The organism is Burkholderia sp. HI2714, assembly GCF_002223085.1.
Lineage (GTDB): Bacteria > Pseudomonadota > Gammaproteobacteria > Burkholderiales > Burkholderiaceae > Burkholderia > Burkholderia lata_D.
This window is the reverse complement of the sequence record NZ_NKFM01000022.1, coordinates 104,606-124,322: the sequence shown is the minus strand read 5'-3', so window position 1 is coordinate 124,322 and position 19,717 is coordinate 104,606. Positions and strand designations below refer to the sequence as shown.

Below are 19,717 nucleotides of genomic sequence, written 5' to 3'. Positions count from 1 at the left end.
GAGGCGCAGCATTTCGCGGCGCGTACCCCTAAAAATACCCCCACATACCCCCGGCTGCCGTTGGCGTTTTCCGGAATTCCCGGGAATGAAAAAACCCGCTAAGCCTTTCAGCTTAGCGGGTTTCGGGATGTTCCGAGAACACCCCGGAATATTCTTTGGTGGGCGGTACTGGGATCGAACCAGTGACCCCTGCCGTGTGAAGGCAGTGCTCTACCGCTGAGCTAACCGCCCAAAGAAGCTGAAATTATGTCAGGGCTTTGAGGGTCTGTAAAGCACTTTCTGCAAATATTTTTCAGATCCCCGCACATACCTGCCGGCCGCCGTGCGCTCAGCCCGCGAGCGCGGGCAGGGCGGCGATCGACGCGCGCACGTAATCTGCGAAGCGCAGCGCAACCGGCTCGGTAGTGCCGCTCCGTTTCAGCGCGAGCGTGCGCGATTCGAGCGACGCGTCCTTCAGCGGCCGGAACGCGAGTCGCTCGCTCTTCACCCGCTGCAGCACGCGCGGCACGAGCGCGATACCCATCCCGAACTCGATCATCGACAGGATCGTCTGCCACAGCCGTGCCTCGTGGCGGATCAACGGGCTGAAGCCGGCATTCAGGCACTGCGCGATGATCAGGTCGTGATAGTGCGGCGCCGCTTCGCGCGGGAACAGGATGAACGGTTCCGCGGCCAGGGCGGCGAGCGCGACCTGCTTGCGCTGCGCGAGCGGATGCGCGGCCGGCAGGCAGCACACGAACGGTTCCGCATAGACGGGCGTCGATTCGACCTCGGGCGGGAAATGGCCCCAGTGCGCGTAGCCGAGATCGATCTGGCCGCGCTGGATCGCCTGCACCTGCGCCTGCGTGTTCATTTCGCTCAGCACGACTTCGACGCCGGGGTAGTCGGCCTCGAAGCGTCGCACGGCATCCGGCAGCCCGCGATACAGCATCGAATGGACGAAGCCGATCCGCAGCCGGCCCGCGAGCCCCGACGCGGAGCGCACCGTCAGGCGTTCGGCCTCGGCTGCCTGCAGCAGCAGCCGGCGCGCTTCGCCGAGCAGCACCTCGCCCGCGTTGGTCAGCGCGACGGTCTTGTTGGTGCGCGAGAACAGCTGCACGCCGAGCGCGTCCTCGAACTTGCGGATGTCGAAGCTAAGCGCCGGCTGCGAGATGAACAGGCGTTTCGCCGCGCGCCCGAAATGCAGTTCCTCGGCGACCGCCACGAAGTAGCGCAACTGCCTCAGTTCCATGGTGTCTCCTCGCGGCGTCGGCATCGATAAGCGATATCTATCGTACCGGATAAATCCTGTATTGGACGCTTATCGATCGCGCGCCTACGCTCTGCGGAAGGCTTTGCACGGGACTGGCCAGGCGCCGCGGCGCCGCAGTCAGCCGACGTGCAGGCAACCCAGGAGACGCACGCATGAACGACACCGCTCGCACGCCGGAACCCGGCGCATCCAACATCCCCGACAGCCGGGGCATCAATTTCTTCACCGTCGATCCCGATCTCGGCGCGTTGCTGAAGCTGCATCTCGGCGATGCCCGCTATGCCGCGCTCGAGCCGCAACTGCGCACGCTCGGCGCACGCGTGTCGGGCGAGCTCGACGAATGGGCGTCGCGCGCGGACAAGCACCCGCCCATGCTCGAGCACCGCAACCGGCGCGGCGAGGCCGTGCAGCGGGTCGACAAGGATCCCGCGTATGTCGCGCTCGAGCGCGTCGCGTATGCCGAGCTCGGGCTCGCGTCGCTGAGCCACGGGTCCGAATCGGTCCCGCCGCTCGTCAAGTACGCGCTGACGTTCCTGTTCGTGCAGGCGGAATTCGGGCTGTGCTGCCCGGTCAGCATGACCGATTCGCTGACGCGCACGCTGCGCCGTTTCGGCGATCCGGCGCTCGTCGCGCGTTACCTGCCGATGCTTGCGTCACGCGACTTCGACACGCTGTACCAGGGCGCGATGTTCATGACCGAGCAGGCGGCGGGTTCCGACGTCGGCCGGATCGCGACGCGGGCGACGCGCGAGACGGACGCGCACGGCGAGACCCTCTGGCGCCTGACCGGCGACAAGTGGTTCTGCTCGAACGCGGATGCCGATCTCGCGATGGTGCTCGCGCGGCCCGACGGCGCGCCGGACGGCATCAAGGGCCTCGCGCTGTTCCTGCTGCCGAAGACGCTGCCGGACGGCACGCGCAACCGCTACCGGATCGTGCGCCTGAAGGACAAGCTCGGCAGCCGTTCGATGGCGAGCGGCGAGATCGTGCTCGAAGGCGCACAGGCGTACCTGATCGGCGAGATCGGCCGCGGCTTCCACCAGATGGCCGACATGATCAACATGTCGCGGCTGTCGAACGGCGTGCGTGCGGCGGGGCTGATGCGGCGCGCGTTGAACGAGGCGCTGCACGTCGCTGCGCATCGCGAGGCCTTCGGCCGCAAGCTGATCGAGATGCCGCTGATGCAGCGCCAGTTGCTGAAGATGCTGCTGCCGGCCGAGGCCGCGCGCGCGATGTTCATGCAGATCGCGCTGCTGCTGCCGCAGGCCGATGCAGGCGACGAGCAGGCCGCGCGCTGCGTGCGGATACTGACGCCGCTGATCAAGTTCCGCGCGTGCCGTGATGCGCGGCGCGTGACGGGCGATGCGATGGAAGTGCGCGGCGGCACCGGCTATATCGAGGAGTGGAGCGACGCGCGCGTCGTGCGCGATGCGCATCTCGGCTCGATCTGGGAGGGCACGAGCAACATCGTCGCGCTCGATGTCGCGCGGGCCGCGCAGCGCGAGCACGCGCTCGATGCGCTGCGTGCGTTCCTCGGCGACCGCCTCGGCGCGGCGCCGCTGCCCGATGCGAGCCGTGCGGCGCTGCGGCGCATTCTCGCGCGCGCCTGCGACGCGCTCGCGCGGGTCGCGGCCGACGGCGACGATGCACGCGTGCGGCAGGCCGCGTCGGCGCTGTACTACGCAAGCGCGGCGGTGCTGATGGCGTGCGAGGGCGCGCGGCTTGCGCCAGATTTCCGGCGGCTTGCGCTCGCGCACCTGGTCGTGCGCCACAAGCTGCTGCCGGTCGATCCGCTCGCGCCGGCATCGCGCGACGACGAATCGGCCGCATGCGCCGCGCTGCTGCGCGGCGCGCCGATCCCGCTCGATACCGCGCTCGACCTGCTGCCGGAGGTCGAACGATGAGCACGACACGTGGCGCGCTGGACGGCCTGAAGGTCGTCGACCTGAGCCGGGTGCTCGGCGGCCCGTACTGCACGCAGGCGCTCGCCGACCACGGGGCGACGGTGGTCAAGATCGAGCCGCCGGACGGCGACGAGACGCGCGGCTGGGGGCCGCCGTTCCTCGGCGATACCGCGTGGTATTTCATGGGCGTGAACCGCAACAAGGAAGGGCTCGCGCTCGACCTGTCGCGCGACGAGGGGCGCGCGATCCTGTGGCGCCTGCTCGAAGACGCCGACGTGCTCGTCGAGAACTTCAAGCCCGGCACGCTCGCGCGCTGGGGGATGGACTACGCGCGCGACCTGCAGCCGCGCTTCCCGCGCCTGATCCACTGCGCGGTGACGGGCTTCGGCGAAGGCGGCCCGCTCGGCGGGCTGCCCGGCTACGACGCGGTGATCCAGGCGATGGCGGGGCTGATGAGCGTCAACGGCGAGCGCGACGGCGACGCAACCCGCATCGGTCTGCCGATCGTCGACATGGTCACGGGCCTCAACGCGCTGGCCGGCATCCTGCTGGCGCTCGCGGAGCGAGAGAAGAGCGGGCAGGGGCAATCGATCGACATCGCGCTGTACGACTGCGGCGTGTCGCTGCTGCATCCGCACCTGCCGAACTTCTTCGGCTCGGGGCGCGTGCCGGCGCGCAGCGGCAACGCGCACCCGAACATCGCGCCGTACGACAGCTACCGCACGGCGACCGTGCCGATTTTCCTCGCGGTCGGCAACGACCGGCAGTTCGCGCGGCTCGTCGCGCATCTCGGCGTGCCGGCGCTCGCGAGCGATCCGCGCTTCGTCGACAACCGCAGCCGCTGCGCGCACCGGCCCGAGCTGAAGGCCGAACTGGAAGCACGGCTCGCCGCGCACGCCTGCGAGCCGCTCGCGCGCGACCTGATGGCGGCCGGCGTGCCGTGCGGGCCGGTGCGAACGGTCGCCGACGTCGCGCACGATCCGCATGCGCTGCACCGGAACCTGTTCGTCGAGATCGGTGCGTATCGCGGCACGGCGTCGCCGGTGAAGCTGTCGCGCACGCCGGCCACCTATCGTTCGCCGCCGCCCGCACTCGGCGGCGACACGCGCGCGGTGCTCGAGCGCCTCGGCGTCGATCCCGCGCTCCAGCAGCAACTGCTCGACGCCGGCGTGCTGAAGATCGCACCCAACCAGACGTGACCGACCAATGCGCGCGCCGGTGAGCATGGCCGGCCGACGAAGCGGAACGTCAGGCAACGCAACGTCAAGCAACGCCGCCGGCCGGCGGCGCGATGCCGGCCACCCGGGAAAGGCGCGCGACAGTCGCGCCCCCGACACACCAACATGGAGACATCGATGAGCCGCCAGCAATCCCCGACCGCCGCGCCGCAGCCGCGACCCGGCCGCGCCGCCTTCGCGGCGTTCGTCGGCACCACGATCGAGTGGTACGACTTCTACATCTACGGCACGGCCGCGGCGCTCGTGTTCGGCAAGGTGTTCTTTTCGAGCACGATGGATCCCGGCGTCGCGACGCTGCTTGCGTTCGTCACGTTCTGGGCCGGCTTCGCCGCGCGGCCGCTCGGCGGCATCGTGTTCGGGCATCTCGGCGACCGCGTCGGCCGCAAGACCGCGCTCGTGATCACGCTGGTGATGATGGGACTGGCCACGACCGGCATCGGCCTGTTGCCCGGCTATGCGCAGATCGGCGTCTGGGCGCCGGCCGGCCTCGTCGTGCTGCGCGTGCTGCAGGGCATCGCGGTCGGCGGCGAGTGGGGCGGCGCGGTGCTGATCGCGAGCGAGAACGCGCCGAAGCATCGCAGCATCCTGTATGCGGCGTTCGCGCAGCAGGGCTCGCCCACCGGCAACCTGCTCGCGACGGCCGCGTTCTTCGCGCTGAGCGCGCTGCCGACACCGTCGTTCCTGATGTGGGGCTGGCGCATGCCGTTCCTGCTGTCGGCCGTGCTCGTGATCATCGGCATGGTGATCCGGCTGAAGCTCGAGGAGTCGGCCGACATGCAGCGCGTGCTCGCGCGCAAGCGCACCGTGAAGCTGCCGTTGCGCGACGTCGTGCGCGATCACTGGGTGGTCGTGCTGCTCGCGGCCGGCACGCTGCCGGTGATCAACGTCACGTACTTCCGCAGCACGTTCGCGCTGTCGTGGGCGACCAAGGAACTCGGCTACGCGCAGGGCACGTTTCTCGGCATCCTGTCGATCTCGCTCGTCGTGCAGTTCCTGATGCAGCCGGTCGGCGCGTGGTTCGTGTCGAAGGTCGACATGCGTCGCGCGATGTGCTGGATCCTGATTCCGGAAATCGTGCTGATGCCCGTGATGTTCCATGCGCTCGCGACGCGGTCGTACTGGGTGGCCGTCGCGGGCATGTGCATCTCGACGATTCCGTCGGCGATGTTCTATGGCGCGGTCGGCGGCGTGCTCGCGCGCGTGTTTCCGGCCAACATCCGCTACACGGGCCTGTCGCTCGCGTACCAGTTGAGCGCGCTCGTCGTCGGCGGCGGCACGCCGGTGCTCGCGCAGGCGATCCTCAATTCGACCGGCAGCATCGTCGGCGTCGCGATCGCATCGGGGCTCTATGCGTTCGTGTCGCTCGTGTGCATGCTGGCGCTGCTGAATCGCACCGGGTATCGCGCGGACGAACTGTCGACGGCCGAACGCAGCGACGCGGCCGAATGGGGCACCGAAGGCGGCAGTGCGGAAGCCGCGGCCGACGGGAATGCGCAGCCGGGCGAGGGCGGCGCGCTGAAGCCGGCTGGCTGAGTCGCGCGCAACGCCGTAACGACGGAACGTACCGAACGTACCGAACGTACCGAACGTACCGAACGTACCGAACGTACCGAACGTACCGAACGCGCGCGCCCCAAAAGAAAACGGCACCGTGCGAAACACGGTGCCGTTTTCTCCGGAGCGCGTGGCCGGCAACTTGCGCCGGCCGCGCGCCAACGCATCCTCAGCCTTCCGTCGGCGGCACGTAGCCGGACGCCTGGTCCGCGCCGTCGCCGAAGAAGTACTTCTCGGTCTGCTTCATCAGGTACTGGCGCGCGCGCGGGTCGGCCATGTTCAGGCGGTTTTCGTTGATCAGCATCGTCTGCTGCTTCAGCCAGCCTTGCCACGCTTCCTTCGAGACGCTCTCGTAAATGCGCTTGCCGAGTTCGCCCGGCAGCGGCGGGAAATCGAGGCCTTCGGCTTCCTTGCCGAGCTTCGCGCATTGGATCATTCGAGCCATCGTGTACTTCTCCTGTAATCGGTCTGGGGGGAAGGGCAGTCGTGCCTGCGCTCAGAGCTGTTTCATCAGCACGAGCGACTTGCGCTGCCAGTTATAGAGTTTGCGGCGGTCTTCCGGCAGGTCGTCGACGCTGACCTTGACGAAGCCGCGCTTGAGGAACCAGTGCTCGGTGCGCGTCGTGAGCACGAAGATGTGCGTGAGGCCGCGCGCGCGGGCGCGCTGCTCGATGCGCTTGAGCAGGCGTTCGCCGTCGCCCGAGCCCTGCGCTTCCGGCGCGACCGTCAGGCACGCCATCTCGCCGATCTTCTCCTGCTGGTACGGGTACAGCGCCGCGCAGCCGAACAGCACGCCATCGTGCTCGATCACCGAGAAGTGGTCGATGTCGCGTTCGATCTGGTGGCGGCCGCGCCGCACCAGCGTGCCGTCCGACTCGAGCGGCTCGATCAGCGACAGGATGCCGCCGACGTCGTCCGGTGTCGCTTCGCGCAGGCTTTCGAGGTTCTCGTACGAGATCATCGTGCCGACGCCGTCGTGCAGGAACAGTTCGAGCAGCATGCTGCCGTCGAGCGACTGCGGGATCAGGTGGGCACGGGTCACGCCGCCGCGGCACGCGCGGATCGAGTGCTTCAGGAAGAACGCGTCGTCGCCCTGGACGTTGCCGGAATCGAGCAGCTCGGCCGCCGCGTCGAGCGACATTTCACGCACCAGCTCGCCTTCGTCGTCGACGATGCCGGGCGCTTCGGTCAGGAAGATGATCTTGTCGGCGCGCAGCGCGATCGCGGCGGCCGAGGCGACATCTTCCATCGACAGGTTGAACGCTTCACCGGTCGGCGAGAAGCCGAGCGGCGACAGCAGCACGAGCTTGCGGCTCGCGAGCGAATGACGGATCGATTCGGCGTCGATCTTGCGCACGATGCCCGTATGCGCGAAATCGACCCCGTCGAGAATCCCCACCGGCCGCGCGGTCACGAAGTTGCCCGACACGACGCTGATGTGCGCGTGCGCCATCGGCGAGTTCGGCAGACCCTGGCTGATCGCGGCCTCGATGTCGAGACGCACTTCACCGGCCGCTTCCTTCGCGGATTCGAGCGCGCGCGCATCGGTGATGCGCAGGCCGTGCGAAAACTCGGATTCGACACCGTGCAGGCTCAACTGCTCCTCGACCTGCGGACGCGAGCCGTGCACCAGCACGATCTGGATACCCATCGCCTGCAGCAGCGCGATGTCGGACACGAGCGCATTCAGCAGCCCCTGCTGCACCACCTCGCCGCCAAACCCCACGACGAACGTGCTGTTGCGGAACTTGTGGATATAGGGCGCGACGGAGCGCATCCAGTCGACGAACTGCGCGTGACTGGCGGTCGAGTCGTCGGCAGCCGGCGGCGTCGTGGCGCCGGTCTGGGCGGGAGGGAGGTCGGTTTGGGAATTCATGGGCGGGATTATAATGCGCCCCCATGTCGAATGTACCTAAAAGTCCCGCGCCGACGCGGGCCAAAGCGCCGTCGGCCCGGCACCCGGATGGTGCGGCCGATGCACGCCAGCAGCAGGGCCAGCCGCCGCGCCGGCAGCAGGAACAGCAGGCGGGCAAGCCTGCACACGCGCCGCGCGGGCCGCGCGGCGACGAACCGCGCGGCGACGCGCGCCAGCCGGCCGCGAAGGATGCGTCCGCCGCGACGGGCGAGCGCGCGCCGCGCCGCGAGCGCCCGCCGCGCGCCGTCGTCGCGCCGAACCCGGTCCCGCCGATCACGTACCCGGAAAGCCTGCCCGTGTCGGGCAAGCGCGACGAAATCGCGCGTGCGATCGCCGGTCATCAGGTTGTCATCGTCTGCGGTGAAACCGGCTCGGGCAAGACCACGCAGCTGCCGAAGATCTGTCTCGATCTCGGCCGCGGCCTCGGCGCCGGCGGCACGGGCCTGATCGGCCATACGCAGCCGCGCCGTCTCGCCGCGTCGTCCACCGGCCGCCGGATCGCCGAGGAACTCGGCACGCCGTTCGGCGAAGTGGTCGGCTACAAGGTGCGCTTTACCGACAATCTCGCGCCGGGCGCGTCCGTGAAGCTGATGACGGACGGGATCCTGCTCGCCGAGACGCAGACCGACCCGTTGCTGAAGGCGTACGACACGCTGATCATCGACGAGGCGCACGAGCGCAGCCTGAACATCGACTTCCTGCTCGGCTACCTGAAGGAAATCCTGCCGAGGCGGCCGGACCTGAAGCTGATCGTCACGTCCGCGACGATCGACGCCGATCGCTTCGCGCGTCATTTCGGCACCGACGAGCGCCCGGCACCCGTGATCGAGGTGAGTGGGCGGCTGTATCCGGTCGAGATGCGTTATCGGCCGGTGGCCGAGGATCGCCCGGCCGTGAAGCACGCCGAAGGCACGGCCGGCCGCGACCGCGTGAAGACCGCACGCGAAGCCGAGCGCGACCTGATGGACGCGATCGTCGACGCGGTCGACGAGCTGTGCCGCGAAGGCCCCGGCGACGTGCTGGTGTTCCTGCCCGGCGAGCGCGAGATCCGTGAAGCGGCCGAGGCGCTGCGCAAGCACCATCCGCCGCACACCGAGATCCTGCCGCTGTTCGCACGGCTCTCGGCGGCCGACCAGGACAAGGTATTCAAGGCGTCGAACGCGCGCCGGATCGTGCTCGCGACCAACGTGGCCGAAACCTCGCTGACGGTGCCGGGCATCCGCTACGTCGTCGACACCGGCCTCGCACGCGTGAAGCGCTATTCGTACCGGAACAAGGTCGAGCAACTGCAGGTCGAGTCGATCTCGCAGGCGGCCGCGAACCAGCGCGCGGGCCGTTGCGGCCGCGTGGCCGACGGTGTCTGCATCCGCTTGTACGAGGAAAGCGATTACCAGGCGCGCGCGCGCTTCACCGATCCGGAAATCCTGCGCTCGTCGCTCGCGTCGGTGATCCTGCGGATGAAGTCGCTGCACCTGACGGCAATCGAATCGTTCCCGTTCCTCGAGCCGCCGCCCGGCCGCGCGATCGCGGATGGTTATCAGCTGCTCAACGAACTCGGCGCGGTCGACGACGACAACGCGCTGACGCCGCTCGGCCGCGAACTCGCGCGGCTACCGCTCGACCCGCGCGTCGGCCGGATGATTCTCGCCGCGCGCGACCAGCAGTCGCTGCGCGAAGTGCTGATCATCGCGAGCGCGCTGTCCGTGCAGGACCCGCGCGACCGCCCGATCGAAGCGCAGGAGCAGGCCGACCAGGCGCATCGCCGGTTCGCCGACGAGCGTTCCGAGTTCCTTCAGTGGCTGAAGATCTGGGCGTGGTTCGAAGAGGCCGTCGCGCACAAGAAGTCGAATCGCCAGTTGATCGACGCGTGCCGGCAGAACTTCCTGTCGCATTTGCGGCTGCGCGAATGGCGCGACGTCCATTCGCAGCTGCTGACCGTCGTGCGCGAGCACGGCTGGCGGCTGAACGAAGTCGAGGCGACCTACGAACAGGTCCATCTGGCCCTGTTGACGGGCCTGCTCGGCAACCTCGGCCTGAAGGCCGACGACGATCCGCACTATCTCGGCGCACGCGGGATCAAGTTCTACCTGTGGCCGGGCTCCGTGCTCGCGAAGAAGGCCGGCCGCTGGGTGATGGCGGCCGAGCTCGTCGAGACGAGCCGGCTGTACGCGCGCTGCCTCGCGAAGATCGAGCCCGAATGGGTCGAGAAGATCGGCGCGCATTTGCTGAAGAAATCGCTGTCGGAGCCGCACTGGGAAAAACGCCCGGCGCAGGTCAGCGCGTACGAGCGCGCAACGCTGTACGGGCTGCCGATCTATCACCGCCGGCGTGTCGCGTTCGGCAAGCAGGACCCGGCGCGTGCACGCGAGCTGTTCATCCGCGGCGCGCTGGTCGAAGGCGAATTCGACACGAAGCTCGCGTTCTTCGCGCACAACCGCAAGCTGCTCGCCGACATCGAGCAGCTCGAGCACAAGTCGCGCCGACAGGACGTGCTGGTCGACGACGAGCTGATCTACGCGTACTACGACCAGGCGATTCCGGAAGGGATTCACACGGGCGCCGCGTTCGAGCGCTGGTATCGCGATGAGGTGAAGAAGAGCGGCCAGCCCGAGGACAAGCTGCGGCTGCTGTACCTGTCGCGCGACGACCTGATGCGCCACGAGGCGGCCGGCGTGACGACCGAGCTGTTCCCGAAGCGGGCGACGATGGCCGGCGTCGAGATGGCGCTCACGTATCACTTCGAGCCCGGCACGCCGCGCGACGGCGTGACGCTCGCGGTGCCGCTGTATGCGCTGAACCAGGTCGACGCGCGCCGCTGCGAGTGGCTCGTGCCGGGGATGCTGAAGGAAAAGGTGCAGTTGCTGCTGAAGTCGCTGCCGCAGAAGCTGCGCCGGCACTGCGTGCCGCTGCCCGAGTACGCGGCCGGTTTCGTCGAGCGGATGGGCCGCGAGCGCTTCGGCGCGGGCGGGCTCGTCGAGGCGCTGATCGCCGACGTGCGGGGTGAAACGCAAGTCGCGATGAAAACGGCCGACTTCAAGCTCGAGACGCTGCCCGCGCACCTGTTCATGAACTTCAAGGTGATCGACGAGCACGGCCGCCAGCTCGCGATGGGGCGCAATCTCGCGCAGCTTCGCCAGGAGCTGGGCGCGCAGGCGCAGCAGCAGTTCCAGAAGATCGCGGCGGCGTCGACGATCGCGGCCGGCGGCGATGCCGACGGCGGCGAGCCAATCGGCCAGGCGCCGGCCACGGCAGCGACGACGGGTGCCGCCGGCCGCAACGCGAAGGCCGGCAAGGGCGCGGCGCCGCAGACGGCCGCGCCGGCGGAAGCCGGCGCGACCGCGCTGTACGAGAACCTGACGACGTGGAATTTCGGCAAGCTGCCCGAGCTGCTGGAGATCCGCCGGCGCGGCCAGACGCTGTACGGCTACCCGGCGCTGGTCGATCGCGGCACGCATTGCGACGTCGAGGTGTTCGATTCGCCGGAGGAGGCCGCGCGCATCCACCGGGCCGGCCTGCGGCGGCTGTTCGCGCTGCAGTTGAAGGAGCCGATCAAGTTCCTCGAGAAGAACCTGCCGGGCCTGCGCGAGATGGCGATGCAGTACATGTCGCTCGGCACGCAGGACGAGCTGCGCGACCAGCTGATCGACACGGCGCTCGACCGCGCGTGCCTGCAGGACCCGCTGCCCGACGACGACGCGAGCTTCCACGCGCGCCGCGACGAGGGCCGCAGCCGCCTGAACCTGCTCGCGCAGGAAATCGCGCGGCTGGTCGGGCAGATCCTGGCCGAATACGCGGGGCTCGTGAAGAAGCTCGCGCAGGCGAAGCCGTTCGCGCAGGCGCATGCGGACCTGCAGCAGCAGCTCGCCGCACTGGTCGGCAAGCGCTTCGTGATCGATACGCCGTACGCGCAACTCGCGCACTTCCCGCGCTACCTGAAGGGCATCGCGCTGCGGATCGACAAGCTGAAGGCCGATCCGGCGCGTGACGCGAAGCAGTCGGCCGACCTGCTGCCGCTCGCCCAGCAGTACCAGCGCGCGGTGTCGCAGCGCGGCGGCGTCGCCGATGCGCGGCTCGCGGAATTCCGCTGGCTGCTCGAGGAACTGCGGATTTCGCTGTTCGCGCAGGAACTGCGTACGCCGATGCCTGTCTCTGTCAAGCGTCTGCACAAGGTCTGGGAGTCGATGCAGCGCTAGCGCAACATCGGTTTCCCGGGCCCGCACCGGCGGCCGGCCCCGGCCGGCCGCGCGGCGCTTGCCGCGCCGGCCGACCGGGCCGCCGCGGCGTGCGTCGAAGTGGCGCAATGCCGGCTTCGGTCAACCGGGCGGCCTGGTCGAACGTTTTACAATGACGGTTGTTCCTCGACGTGAGTCTTCATGCGCACTTTCCTTTCCCTCGGCCGCACGCTCGCGCTGGCCGCCGCCGTGCTGGCGCCCGCCGCCCACGCAAATAACGTGATCATCCTCAATTCGGCCGAAGCGACGCTGTCCCTGATTGACCAGCAGACCCGCCAGGTCGTCGCCACGATGCCGACCGGCAAGGAACCGCACCACCTGATGGCGACGCCCGACAATTCGTCGCTGATCGTTGCAAATTCGGTCTCGAACAGCCTGATGTTCCTCGATCCGAAGACGGGCAAGGTGCAGCGCACCGTCGAAGGGATCGACGATCCTTACCAGCTCGGCTTCTCGCCCGACCGCAAGTGGTTCGCGGCGGCCGGCCTGCGCCTCGACCGCGTCGACATCTACGGCTACGACGGCCGCGACCTGAAGCTCGTGAAGCGCGTGCCGCTCGAGGTGATGCCGAGCCACCTCGCGTTCACGAAGGACAGCAAGACGCTGCTCGTGTCGCTGCAGGTTTCCGGCGAGATCGCGGCGATCGACCTGCCGACGCAGACGGTCAAGTGGAAGATGAAGGTCGGCAAGGTGCCGGCCGGCCTGTGGCTCACGCCGGACGACAAGTACCTGCTCGTCGGGATGACCGGCGCGGATTACGTCGCGGTGGTCGACTGGCGCAACCAGAAGGTCGTCAAGCAGATCTACACCGGCAAGGGCGCACACAACTTCCGCTCGCTTGCCGACGGCACGCACGTCGCGGTCACGAACCGGGTCGCGAACACGATCAGCATCATCGACGAGAACTCGCTCACCAACGTCGGCGACATCACCGGCCTGCTGCCGGGCCCGGACGACATGGAGCTGTCCGCCGACAAGAAGACGCTGTGGGTGACGTTCCGCTTCGCGAAGAAGGTCGGGATCATCGATCTTGCTTCGCGCAAGCTGGTGCAGACGATCGCCGTCGGCCGCTCGCCGCACGGCATCTATTTCTACGACCGCGCGCCGTGGCGCGCCGCGAACGGCGCGTGACGGGCGGGGGAGAACGATGCTGCACCTGATCGATGCATTCGTATCGGACATCCAGACCTGGCTGTACGTCGACGTGGTGCAGCCGCTCCTCTTCAAGTTCAACCTGATGGACTATGACGAGGACACCTACGACGCGCTGTACTGGGTGATCGTCGGTGCGCTGCAGATGGTCCTGATGTTCGTGCTGCTGCGCCCGCTCGAGGCGCTGCTGCCCGTCGAGCGCTGGACGAACCGCCGGGCCGTGCGGGTCGACGTGATCTACACGGCGATCGCGAAGCTCGGCATCTACTCGCTGTTCTTCTTCTTCGCGCTGCAGCCGCTGTTCGACAGCTTCCAGGCGTGGCTGCGCCTGCACGGCGTCGCGAACCTGAACCTCGACTACCTGTGGCCGGGCGTGACCTCGAAGCCGATCGTCACGTTCGCGATCTATCTCGTCGTGCTCGATTTCGCCGGCTACTGGTATCACCGCTGGCAGCACAAGTTCGGCATCTGGTGGGAGCTGCACGCGGTGCATCACAGCCAGCGCCAGATGTCGCTGTGGTGCGACGACCGCAACCACGTGCTCGACGACGTGATCCAGTCGTGCTTCTTCGCGGCGATCGCGCTCGTGATCGGCGTGACGCCGTCGCAGTTCGTCGTGCTGACCGCGTTCACGAACTTCATGCAGAGCATTCAGCACACGAATGCGCGGCTGCCGTTCGGCTGGCTCGGCGAGCGCCTGCTCGTGAGCCCGATCTTCCACCGCCGCCACCACGCGGTCGGCTACGGCCACGAAGGCACGAAGTACGGCTGCAACTTCGGCGTGCTGTTCCCGTGGTGGGACATGATGTTCGGCACCGCGTCGTGGAACCGCACGGTCGAGCCGACCGGCATCCGAGACCAGGTCGAGGGCGTGTCCTACGGCGAAGGCTTCTGGGCGCAGCACGGCCTCGCGTTCGTGCGGATCTTCCGGCGCCTGTTCCCCGCCAAGCGCGGCGCGGCATCGGCCTGATCCGGCCATTCCCACGTTGAGCGGCTCTCCCACGCGGCCCGCATGTGCTTTGGCGCATGCGGGCCGCGTGGTTTATCCTTTCCCCGTTTTTCTCCGTCGATACAGGCTCGCATGAACGACTTGCTGCGTTCCTTCGTCCGGGCATTGGCGAGTGCACTGCATCCGCGCATGCTGTGGCTCACCCTGATGCCGTTTCTCGTCTCGGCCGTCCTGTGGGGCGTCGTGCTGTGGTTCTCGTGGCAGACGCTGCTGGACCTCGCACGCGGCGCGCTCGACGGCTTCGTGCTGACGGCCATGCTGTACCGCGCGTTCGACGCGATCGGCATGTCGCAGCTGCATGCGGTCGTCGCGCCGTTCGTGGTCGTGTCGCTCGCGATTCCGCTGATCGTGCTGACCGTGCTGCTGCTGATCGCGACGATTTCGATGCCGGTCGTGATCAAGCACCTCGCGAACCGGCAGTTCGCGGCGCTCGAGCCGAAGCGGGGCGGCACCTTCTTCGGCAGCGTGTTCAATTCGCTGTGGGCGGCGCTGGCCGGCGTCGTCGTGCTGGTCGTCACGATCCCGCTGTGGCTGATTCCGCCGTTCTTCGCGCTGTTGCCGCCGGTGATCTGGGGCTGGCTCACCTACCGCGTGATGACCTACGACGCGCTCGCGCTGCACGCGAGCCGCGACGAGCGCCGGGCGCTCGTGCGGCAGCACCGCTGGCCGTTGATCGGCATCGGCGTCGCGACCGGGCTGCTCGGCACCGTGCCGACCTTCGTGTGGGTATCGTCGGTCTGGATGATGGTGCTGTTCCCGTTCGTCGCGGCGGCCATGATCTGGGTTTACGCTTTCATCCTCGTCTTCTCGGCGCTGTGGTTCGGGCATTACTGCCTGCGCGCGCTGGAGGACCTGCGTGCGAGTTCGCGCGCCACCGCAATCGACATGGGGCAGGCATGAGCATCGGCATCATCATCATCGGCGACGAAATCCTTTCGGGCCGCCGGCAGGACAAGCATCTGGCGAAGGTCATCGAGCTGCTCGGCGCGCGCGGCCTCACGCTCGACTGGGCCGAATACGTCGGCGACGATCCGGCTCGCATCACGGCGACCCTCGCACGCGCGATCGCGTCGGGCGACATCGTGTTCTCGACGGGCGGCATCGGCGCGACGCCGGACGACCATACGCGCCAGTGCGCGGCCGCCGCGCTCGGCGTGCCGCTCGAGCTGCATCCGGAAGCGAAGGCGCTGATTTCCGAACGGATCCGCGAAACGCATACCGATCCGGCCAGGCCGGTCGATTTCGAGTCGCCGGAGAACCAGCACCGCTTCAACATGGGCGTGTTCCCGGCGGGCGCGACGATCATCCCGAACGGCTACAACCGGATTCCCGGCTTCTCGGTCGGCGATCTGCACTTCGTGCCGGGCTTCCCGGTGATGGCGTGGCCGATGATCGAATGGGTGCTCGATACGAAGTACGCGCACCTGCATCACGCGACGCCGCACGCGGAGCGCTCGCTGTACGTGTTCGAGTTGCCGGAATCGACGCTCACGCCGCTGATGGAGCGCATCGAGCGCGATTTCCCGGGCGTGCGCGTGTTCAGCCTGCCGAGCGTCGGCGATGCGGAGCGCGGCGGGATCTATGCGCGCCGTCACATCGACCTCGGCGTGAAGGGCGAGCCGGAGGCAGTCGCGGCCGCATACGTGAAGCTGCGCGAAGGCGTGCACCTGCTCGGCGGCGACGTCGTCGAACCCGACACGCCACGCGCCTGAGCGGCCTGCCAATCGGCCGCACAAAAGCCACGGGCCGCGCAACGCGGCCCGTCATCGGCATGTCATCGCCCGGCTCGACGATGGGGTTGTCGCAACCGGCGGGAGCGGCGTGCCGTCAGGCGCCGATCCACGGCAGTTTCCGGAAGCACCAGCCTTCGACCGTCTTGCGGTGGCCTTCGGCGTCCTTCGCGCCCTCGAAGCCTTCGAGCAGGTCGAACGCCTTCGTGAAGCCGGCCTGCGTGGAGGCGACCGCGGCGAGCTTCGAGCGCGCGGCGCTGCGGCACAGGAACAGGATGGGCGTATCGGCCGGGAGGGCCGCCTTCAGTTCGTTGACGAATTCGGCGTTCGGCACGCCGCCCGGGTAGCGCGTCCATTCGAGGTGCAGGTACTGACCGTCGCCGACGAGCGGGCGGCCGATCCAGTCGAGTTCGGCGCGGGTGCGCACGTCGACGAGGCGCGCCGACGGATCGAGCTGCAGCAGTTCGAAGGCCTCGGCCGGCAGCAGCGCCCCGGCGTAGTTGAGCGAGGCTTGTGCGCGGCGTTCGTCGGCCTTCGCGTAAAGCTGGTCGAGCGTACTCATGGCAGGGAGTCTCCTATCGGTCAAACGAACATTCTAGCGCGGCGTCGCGCCACGGATGTCCGCGTGGGGTACGGTGTGGGCACCCCACACGCGCTCACCAAAAGAGTGCAGAATGGCGCGTATGCACCAAGATGATTCCGCCGGTGGGGCGCGCTGCGACGATTGCACCATCGCGGTGCTTCCGGCTGGTAGGCGATGGGCAGCCGAGCCCCGGAATTGCGCAGCACAGCCCCGTCGCGACGAGCGCTGGCGCGATTCGCGCCCATCTCGCGCATAGGTGGCACGGAAGCTGCTTTATAGGATTCGGTCGAATCGGGGCGCGCTGCGCCAAAGCAAGACCCCGGTCAGCTCGATAAACGAGGCGGTTCCCAGTCCGCCGGAATTGTTCAATCAGGAGAAGAGGTTATGAGTAAAACCGTCGCCGACGTCATGCAGCTCGTGAAGGACGAGGACGTCAAGTTTGTCGATTTCCGCTTCACGGATACGCGCGGCAAGGAACAGCACGTGTCGGTGCCGGTTTCGGCGTTTGACGAAGACAAGTTCGAAAGCGGCCATGCATTCGACGGCTCGTCGATCGCCGGCTGGAAGGGCATCGAGGCGTCGGACATGCTGCTCATGCCGGACCCGACCGCTGCCTTCATCGACCCGTTCTATGAAGAGTCGACCCTGGTGCTGACCTGCGACGTGGTCGAGCCGGCCGACGGCAAGGGCTACGAGCGCGACCCGCGTTCGCTCGCGAAGCGCGCGGAAGCGTACCTGAAGAGCACGGGCATCGGCGATACGGCCTACTTCGGTCCGGAACCGGAATTCTTCATTTTCGACTCGGTCCAGTGGAACACGGACATGTCGGGCTGCTTCGTGAAGATCAACTCGGAAGAAGCACCGTGGTCGGCCGGCAAGGAGTTCGAAGGCGGCAACACGGGCCACCGTCCGGGCACGAAGGGCGGCTACTTCCCGGTCGCGCCGGTCGACACGTTCCAGGACATGCGTTCGGAAATGTGCCTGCTGCTCGAACAGCTCGGCATCCCGGTCGAAGTGCACCACCACGAAGTGGCGGGCCAGGGCCAGAACGAAATCGGCACGAAGTTCTCGACGCTGGTGCAGCGCGCCGACTGGACGCAATGGTCGAAGTACATCATCCATAACGTCGCGCACTCGTACGGCAAGACGGCAACCTTCATGCCGAAGCCGGTCGTCGGCGACAACGGTTCGGGCATGCACGTTCACCAGTCGATCTGGAAGGACGGCCAGAACCTGTTCGCGGGCAACGGCTATGCCGGCCTGTCGGAACTGGCGCTGTTCTACATCGGCGGCATCATCAAGCACGCCCGTGCGCTGAACGCGATCACGAACCCGACGACGAACTCGTACAAGCGTCTGGTCCCGCACTTCGAAGCACCGGTCAAGCTCGCCTACTCGGCACGCAACCGTTCGGCATCGATCCGCATTCCGCACGTGTCGAACCCGAAGGGCCGCCGTATCGAAACGCGCTTCCCGGATCCGATGGCGAACCCGTACCTGTTGTTCTCGGCACTGATGATGGCAGGCCTCGACGGGATCCAGAACAAGATCCATCCGGGCGAAGCCGCGGACAAGAACCTGTACGACCTGCCGCCGGAAGAGGATGCAAAGATCCCGACCGTCTGCGCGGGCCTCGACCAGGCAATCGAAGCGCTCGACAAGGATCGCGAGTTCCTGACCCGTGGCGGCGTGTTCACGGACGGCATGCTCGACGCGTACCTGGCGCTGAAGGAACAGGAGCTGGCGAAGTTCCGCATGACGACGCACCCGATCGAGTTCGAGATGTACTACTCGCTCTAATCGGCGATGGCGCTTCGTTTCAGCGCCGTCATGCCGGTTCGTTCCCGTCGCGCGGCCTGCGGCGGGAGCGGCGGAGTCTGAAAGGGGCGGCGTCCAGCCGTCCCTTTTTTGTTCCGGTGTTTTTCCTTTTCTGGCCCGTTGAGGCGCGACAAGCACGCAGATGGTTCTGAAGAATCTGATCAAGGCGAGAACGGGGCAGCCCGAGCGACTGACGGACGACGAGCGGCTCGCACGCTCGGGCCTGCTGGCGGGGCTGGAAGCGCTGCCGACGGTCGTGATCGTGCTCGACCGCAAGACGCTGCGGATCGCGTTCGCGAATCCGTCTGCGGAGGCGATGCTCGACATTTCGCGCCGGCAGCTCGCGCAGCGGCCGTGGGGCGAGATTTTTCCGAATGCGAACGAGCTGGCATCGACGATCACCGCGATCGGCGAGGAACGCTTTCACGCGACGCACCTCGATACCGTGCTCGACCGGCCCGGCCGCGAACCGCTGCATGTGCACGCGATCGTCGGCTTTCTCGAGACCGCGCCCGATTTCGTGCTCGTCGAGCTGTTCGAGAACGAGCGGCAGTCGCGCACCGATCGCGAGGAGCGCATCCACGACCTGACCGCGGTCAACAAGCAGTTGATCCGCAACCTCGCGCACGAGATCAAGAACCCGCTCGGCGGCATTCGCGGCGCAGCCCAGCTGCTCGAATTCGAGCTCGGCGAGCGCGAGCGTGGCGAGTTGCGCGAATACACGCAGGTGATCATCAAGGAGTCCGACCGCCTGCAGACGCTCGTCGACCGGTTGCTGGAGCCGCACCGGCACCCGCACATCGTCGGCGACGTGAACATTCATGAAGTATGCGAACGCGTGCGCGCGGTGATGCTCGCGGAATTCCCGCGCGGGCTCACGATCGAGCGCGACTACGACGTGAGCGTGCCGGACCTGCGCGGCGACAAGGAGCAACTGATCCAGGCGCTGCTCAACATCGTGCGCAACGCCGCGCAGGCGCTGCGCGAACGCATCGCGCAGGGCGACGCGAAGATCGAGCTGCGCACGCGCATCGCGCGCAAGGTGACGATCGCGAAGCGCCTGTACCGGCTGGCACTGGACTTGCACGTGATCGACAACGGGCCCGGCATTCCGGAGGAAATCCGCGACCGGATCTTCTACCCGCTCGTGTCCGGGCGCGATGACGGCAGCGGCCTCGGCCTCACGCTCGCGCAGACGTTCGTGCAGCAGCATGACGGGATGATCGAGGTCGAAAGCCGGCCCGGACGTACCGAATTTCAGATCCTGCTGCCGCTCGACCATTGAGCGGCAGCATGGCGATTCACCAGATTCACCAATATCTGACCGACC

14 protein-coding genes and 1 tRNA gene are annotated in these 19,717 nt (G+C 67.6%); 10 read left to right on the top strand and 5 right to left on the bottom strand.

The window, feature by feature from the left end; all coding sequences use genetic code 11:
• Nucleotides 1-156: 156 nt before the first annotated feature.
• Both CFB82_RS12285 and CFB82_RS12280 read right to left on the bottom strand, forming a co-directional pair.
• Nucleotides 157-231 (bottom strand) — tRNA-Val (locus CFB82_RS12285).
• A gap of 97 nt (nt 232-328) precedes the next feature.
• Nucleotides 329-1,231: a LysR family transcriptional regulator gene (locus CFB82_RS12280; protein ID WP_089484268.1), complete on the bottom strand. Its 903-nt coding sequence runs from the start codon at nt 1,229-1,231 to the stop codon at nt 329-331.
• Between the two features lie 173 nt (nt 1,232-1,404).
• Between CFB82_RS12280 and CFB82_RS12275 the strand changes: the two genes are divergently transcribed.
• From CFB82_RS12275 to CFB82_RS12265, 3 genes are all read left to right on the top strand, one after another.
• A complete protein-coding gene (locus CFB82_RS12275; protein ID WP_089484267.1) occupies nt 1,405-3,156 on the top strand; it encodes an acyl-CoA dehydrogenase family protein in 1,752 nt (583 codons plus the stop codon).
• Nucleotides 3,153-4,355: a CaiB/BaiF CoA transferase family protein gene (locus tag CFB82_RS12270; protein ID WP_089484266.1), complete on the top strand. Its 1,203-nt coding sequence runs from the start codon at nt 3,153-3,155 to the stop codon at nt 4,353-4,355. The genes CFB82_RS12275 and CFB82_RS12270 overlap by 4 nt, the downstream gene beginning before the upstream one ends.
• Before the next feature lie 156 nt (nt 4,356-4,511).
• Nucleotides 4,512-5,927, top strand: coding sequence for an MFS transporter (locus CFB82_RS12265; RefSeq protein ID WP_089484265.1), 1,416 nt, complete (start codon nt 4,512-4,514; stop codon nt 5,925-5,927).
• A gap of 190 nt (nt 5,928-6,117) precedes the next feature.
• Here the strand turns inward: CFB82_RS12265 and CFB82_RS12260 are convergent, their stop codons facing one another.
• Both CFB82_RS12260 and argA read right to left on the bottom strand, forming a co-directional pair.
• Nucleotides 6,118-6,393, bottom strand: coding sequence for an oxidative damage protection protein (locus tag CFB82_RS12260; RefSeq protein ID WP_006478357.1), 276 nt, complete (start codon nt 6,391-6,393; stop codon nt 6,118-6,120).
• Nucleotides 6,394-6,444: 51 nt separating this feature from the next.
• On the bottom strand, nt 6,445-7,824 hold the full coding sequence (gene argA, locus CFB82_RS12255) for an amino-acid N-acetyltransferase (RefSeq protein WP_069248380.1): 1,380 nt from the start codon (nt 7,822-7,824) through the stop codon (nt 6,445-6,447).
• 23 nt (nt 7,825-7,847) lie between these two features.
• On the opposite strand from argA, the gene hrpA reads away from it, so the two are divergent.
• The 5 genes from hrpA (at nt 7,848) to CFB82_RS12230 (ending at nt 15,968) form a co-directional block, all read left to right on the top strand.
• A complete protein-coding gene (gene hrpA, locus CFB82_RS12250; protein ID WP_089484264.1) occupies nt 7,848-12,056 on the top strand; it encodes an ATP-dependent RNA helicase HrpA in 4,209 nt (1,402 codons plus the stop codon).
• Nucleotides 12,057-12,236: 180 nt separating this feature from the next.
• Complete coding sequence (locus CFB82_RS12245; RefSeq protein ID WP_089484263.1) at nt 12,237-13,226, top strand: YVTN family beta-propeller repeat protein; 990 nt, start codon at nt 12,237-12,239, stop codon at nt 13,224-13,226.
• Nucleotides 13,227-13,242: 16 nt separating this feature from the next.
• Complete coding sequence (locus CFB82_RS12240) at nt 13,243-14,217, top strand: sterol desaturase family protein (protein WP_069248377.1); 975 nt, start codon at nt 13,243-13,245, stop codon at nt 14,215-14,217.
• Between the two features lie 111 nt (nt 14,218-14,328).
• On the top strand, nt 14,329-15,156 hold the full coding sequence (locus tag CFB82_RS12235) for an EI24 domain-containing protein (protein WP_069248376.1): 828 nt from the start codon (nt 14,329-14,331) through the stop codon (nt 15,154-15,156).
• Nucleotides 15,153-15,968, top strand: coding sequence for a competence/damage-inducible protein A (locus CFB82_RS12230; RefSeq protein ID WP_089484262.1), 816 nt, complete (start codon nt 15,153-15,155; stop codon nt 15,966-15,968). Before CFB82_RS12235 ends, CFB82_RS12230 begins: the two co-directional genes overlap by 4 nt.
• A 115-nt stretch (nt 15,969-16,083) precedes the next feature.
• On the opposite strand, the gene CFB82_RS12225 is transcribed toward CFB82_RS12230, so the two are convergent.
• The gene (locus CFB82_RS12225) at nt 16,084-16,548 is read right to left on the bottom strand and encodes a rhodanese-like domain-containing protein (RefSeq protein WP_069248374.1); all 465 of its coding nucleotides are present in this window, start codon (nt 16,546-16,548) and stop codon (nt 16,084-16,086) included.
• Between the two features lie 405 nt (nt 16,549-16,953).
• Between CFB82_RS12225 and glnA the strand changes: the two genes are divergently transcribed.
• Entirely contained in the window at nt 16,954-18,369 is a 1,416-nt protein-coding gene (glnA, locus tag CFB82_RS12220; protein ID WP_039364811.1) for a type I glutamate--ammonia ligase, read from the top strand.
• Nucleotides 18,370-18,529: 160 nt separating this feature from the next.
• Nucleotides 18,530-19,672, top strand: a complete 1,143-nt coding sequence (glnL, locus tag CFB82_RS12215; protein WP_069248373.1) for a nitrogen regulation protein NR(II) — start codon at nt 18,530-18,532, stop codon at nt 19,670-19,672.
• The last annotated feature ends 45 nt before the right edge of the window (nt 19,673-19,717 follow it).

What these genes read in the sequence shown, in the direction of transcription:
- CFB82_RS12235 (WP_069248376.1), top strand. Translation starts at nt 14,329, where the DNA reads ATGAACGACTTGCTGCGTTCCTTCGTCCGGGCATTGGCGAGTGCACTG.
- hrpA (WP_089484264.1), top strand. Translation starts at nt 7,848, where the DNA reads ATGTCGAATGTACCTAAAAGTCCCGCGCCGACGCGGGCCAAAGCGCCG.
- CFB82_RS12225 (WP_069248374.1), bottom strand. Translation starts at nt 16,548, where the DNA reads ATGAGTACGCTCGACCAGCTTTACGCGAAGGCCGACGAACGCCGCGCA.
- CFB82_RS12230 (WP_089484262.1), top strand. Translation starts at nt 15,153, where the DNA reads ATGAGCATCGGCATCATCATCATCGGCGACGAAATCCTTTCGGGCCGC.
- argA (WP_069248380.1), bottom strand. Translation starts at nt 7,824, where the DNA reads ATGAATTCCCAAACCGACCTCCCTCCCGCCCAGACCGGCGCCACGACG.
- glnA (WP_039364811.1), top strand. Translation starts at nt 16,954, where the DNA reads ATGAGTAAAACCGTCGCCGACGTCATGCAGCTCGTGAAGGACGAGGAC.
- CFB82_RS12260 (WP_006478357.1), bottom strand. Translation starts at nt 6,393, where the DNA reads ATGGCTCGAATGATCCAATGCGCGAAGCTCGGCAAGGAAGCCGAAGGC.
- CFB82_RS12265 (WP_089484265.1), top strand. Translation starts at nt 4,512, where the DNA reads ATGAGCCGCCAGCAATCCCCGACCGCCGCGCCGCAGCCGCGACCCGGC.
- CFB82_RS12270 (WP_089484266.1), top strand. Translation starts at nt 3,153, where the DNA reads ATGAGCACGACACGTGGCGCGCTGGACGGCCTGAAGGTCGTCGACCTG.
- CFB82_RS12240 (WP_069248377.1), top strand. Translation starts at nt 13,243, where the DNA reads ATGCTGCACCTGATCGATGCATTCGTATCGGACATCCAGACCTGGCTG.
- CFB82_RS12275 (WP_089484267.1), top strand. Translation starts at nt 1,405, where the DNA reads ATGAACGACACCGCTCGCACGCCGGAACCCGGCGCATCCAACATCCCC.
- glnL (WP_069248373.1), top strand. Translation starts at nt 18,530, where the DNA reads ATGGTTCTGAAGAATCTGATCAAGGCGAGAACGGGGCAGCCCGAGCGA.
- CFB82_RS12280 (WP_089484268.1), bottom strand. Translation starts at nt 1,231, where the DNA reads ATGGAACTGAGGCAGTTGCGCTACTTCGTGGCGGTCGCCGAGGAACTG.
- CFB82_RS12245 (WP_089484263.1), top strand. Translation starts at nt 12,237, where the DNA reads ATGCGCACTTTCCTTTCCCTCGGCCGCACGCTCGCGCTGGCCGCCGCC.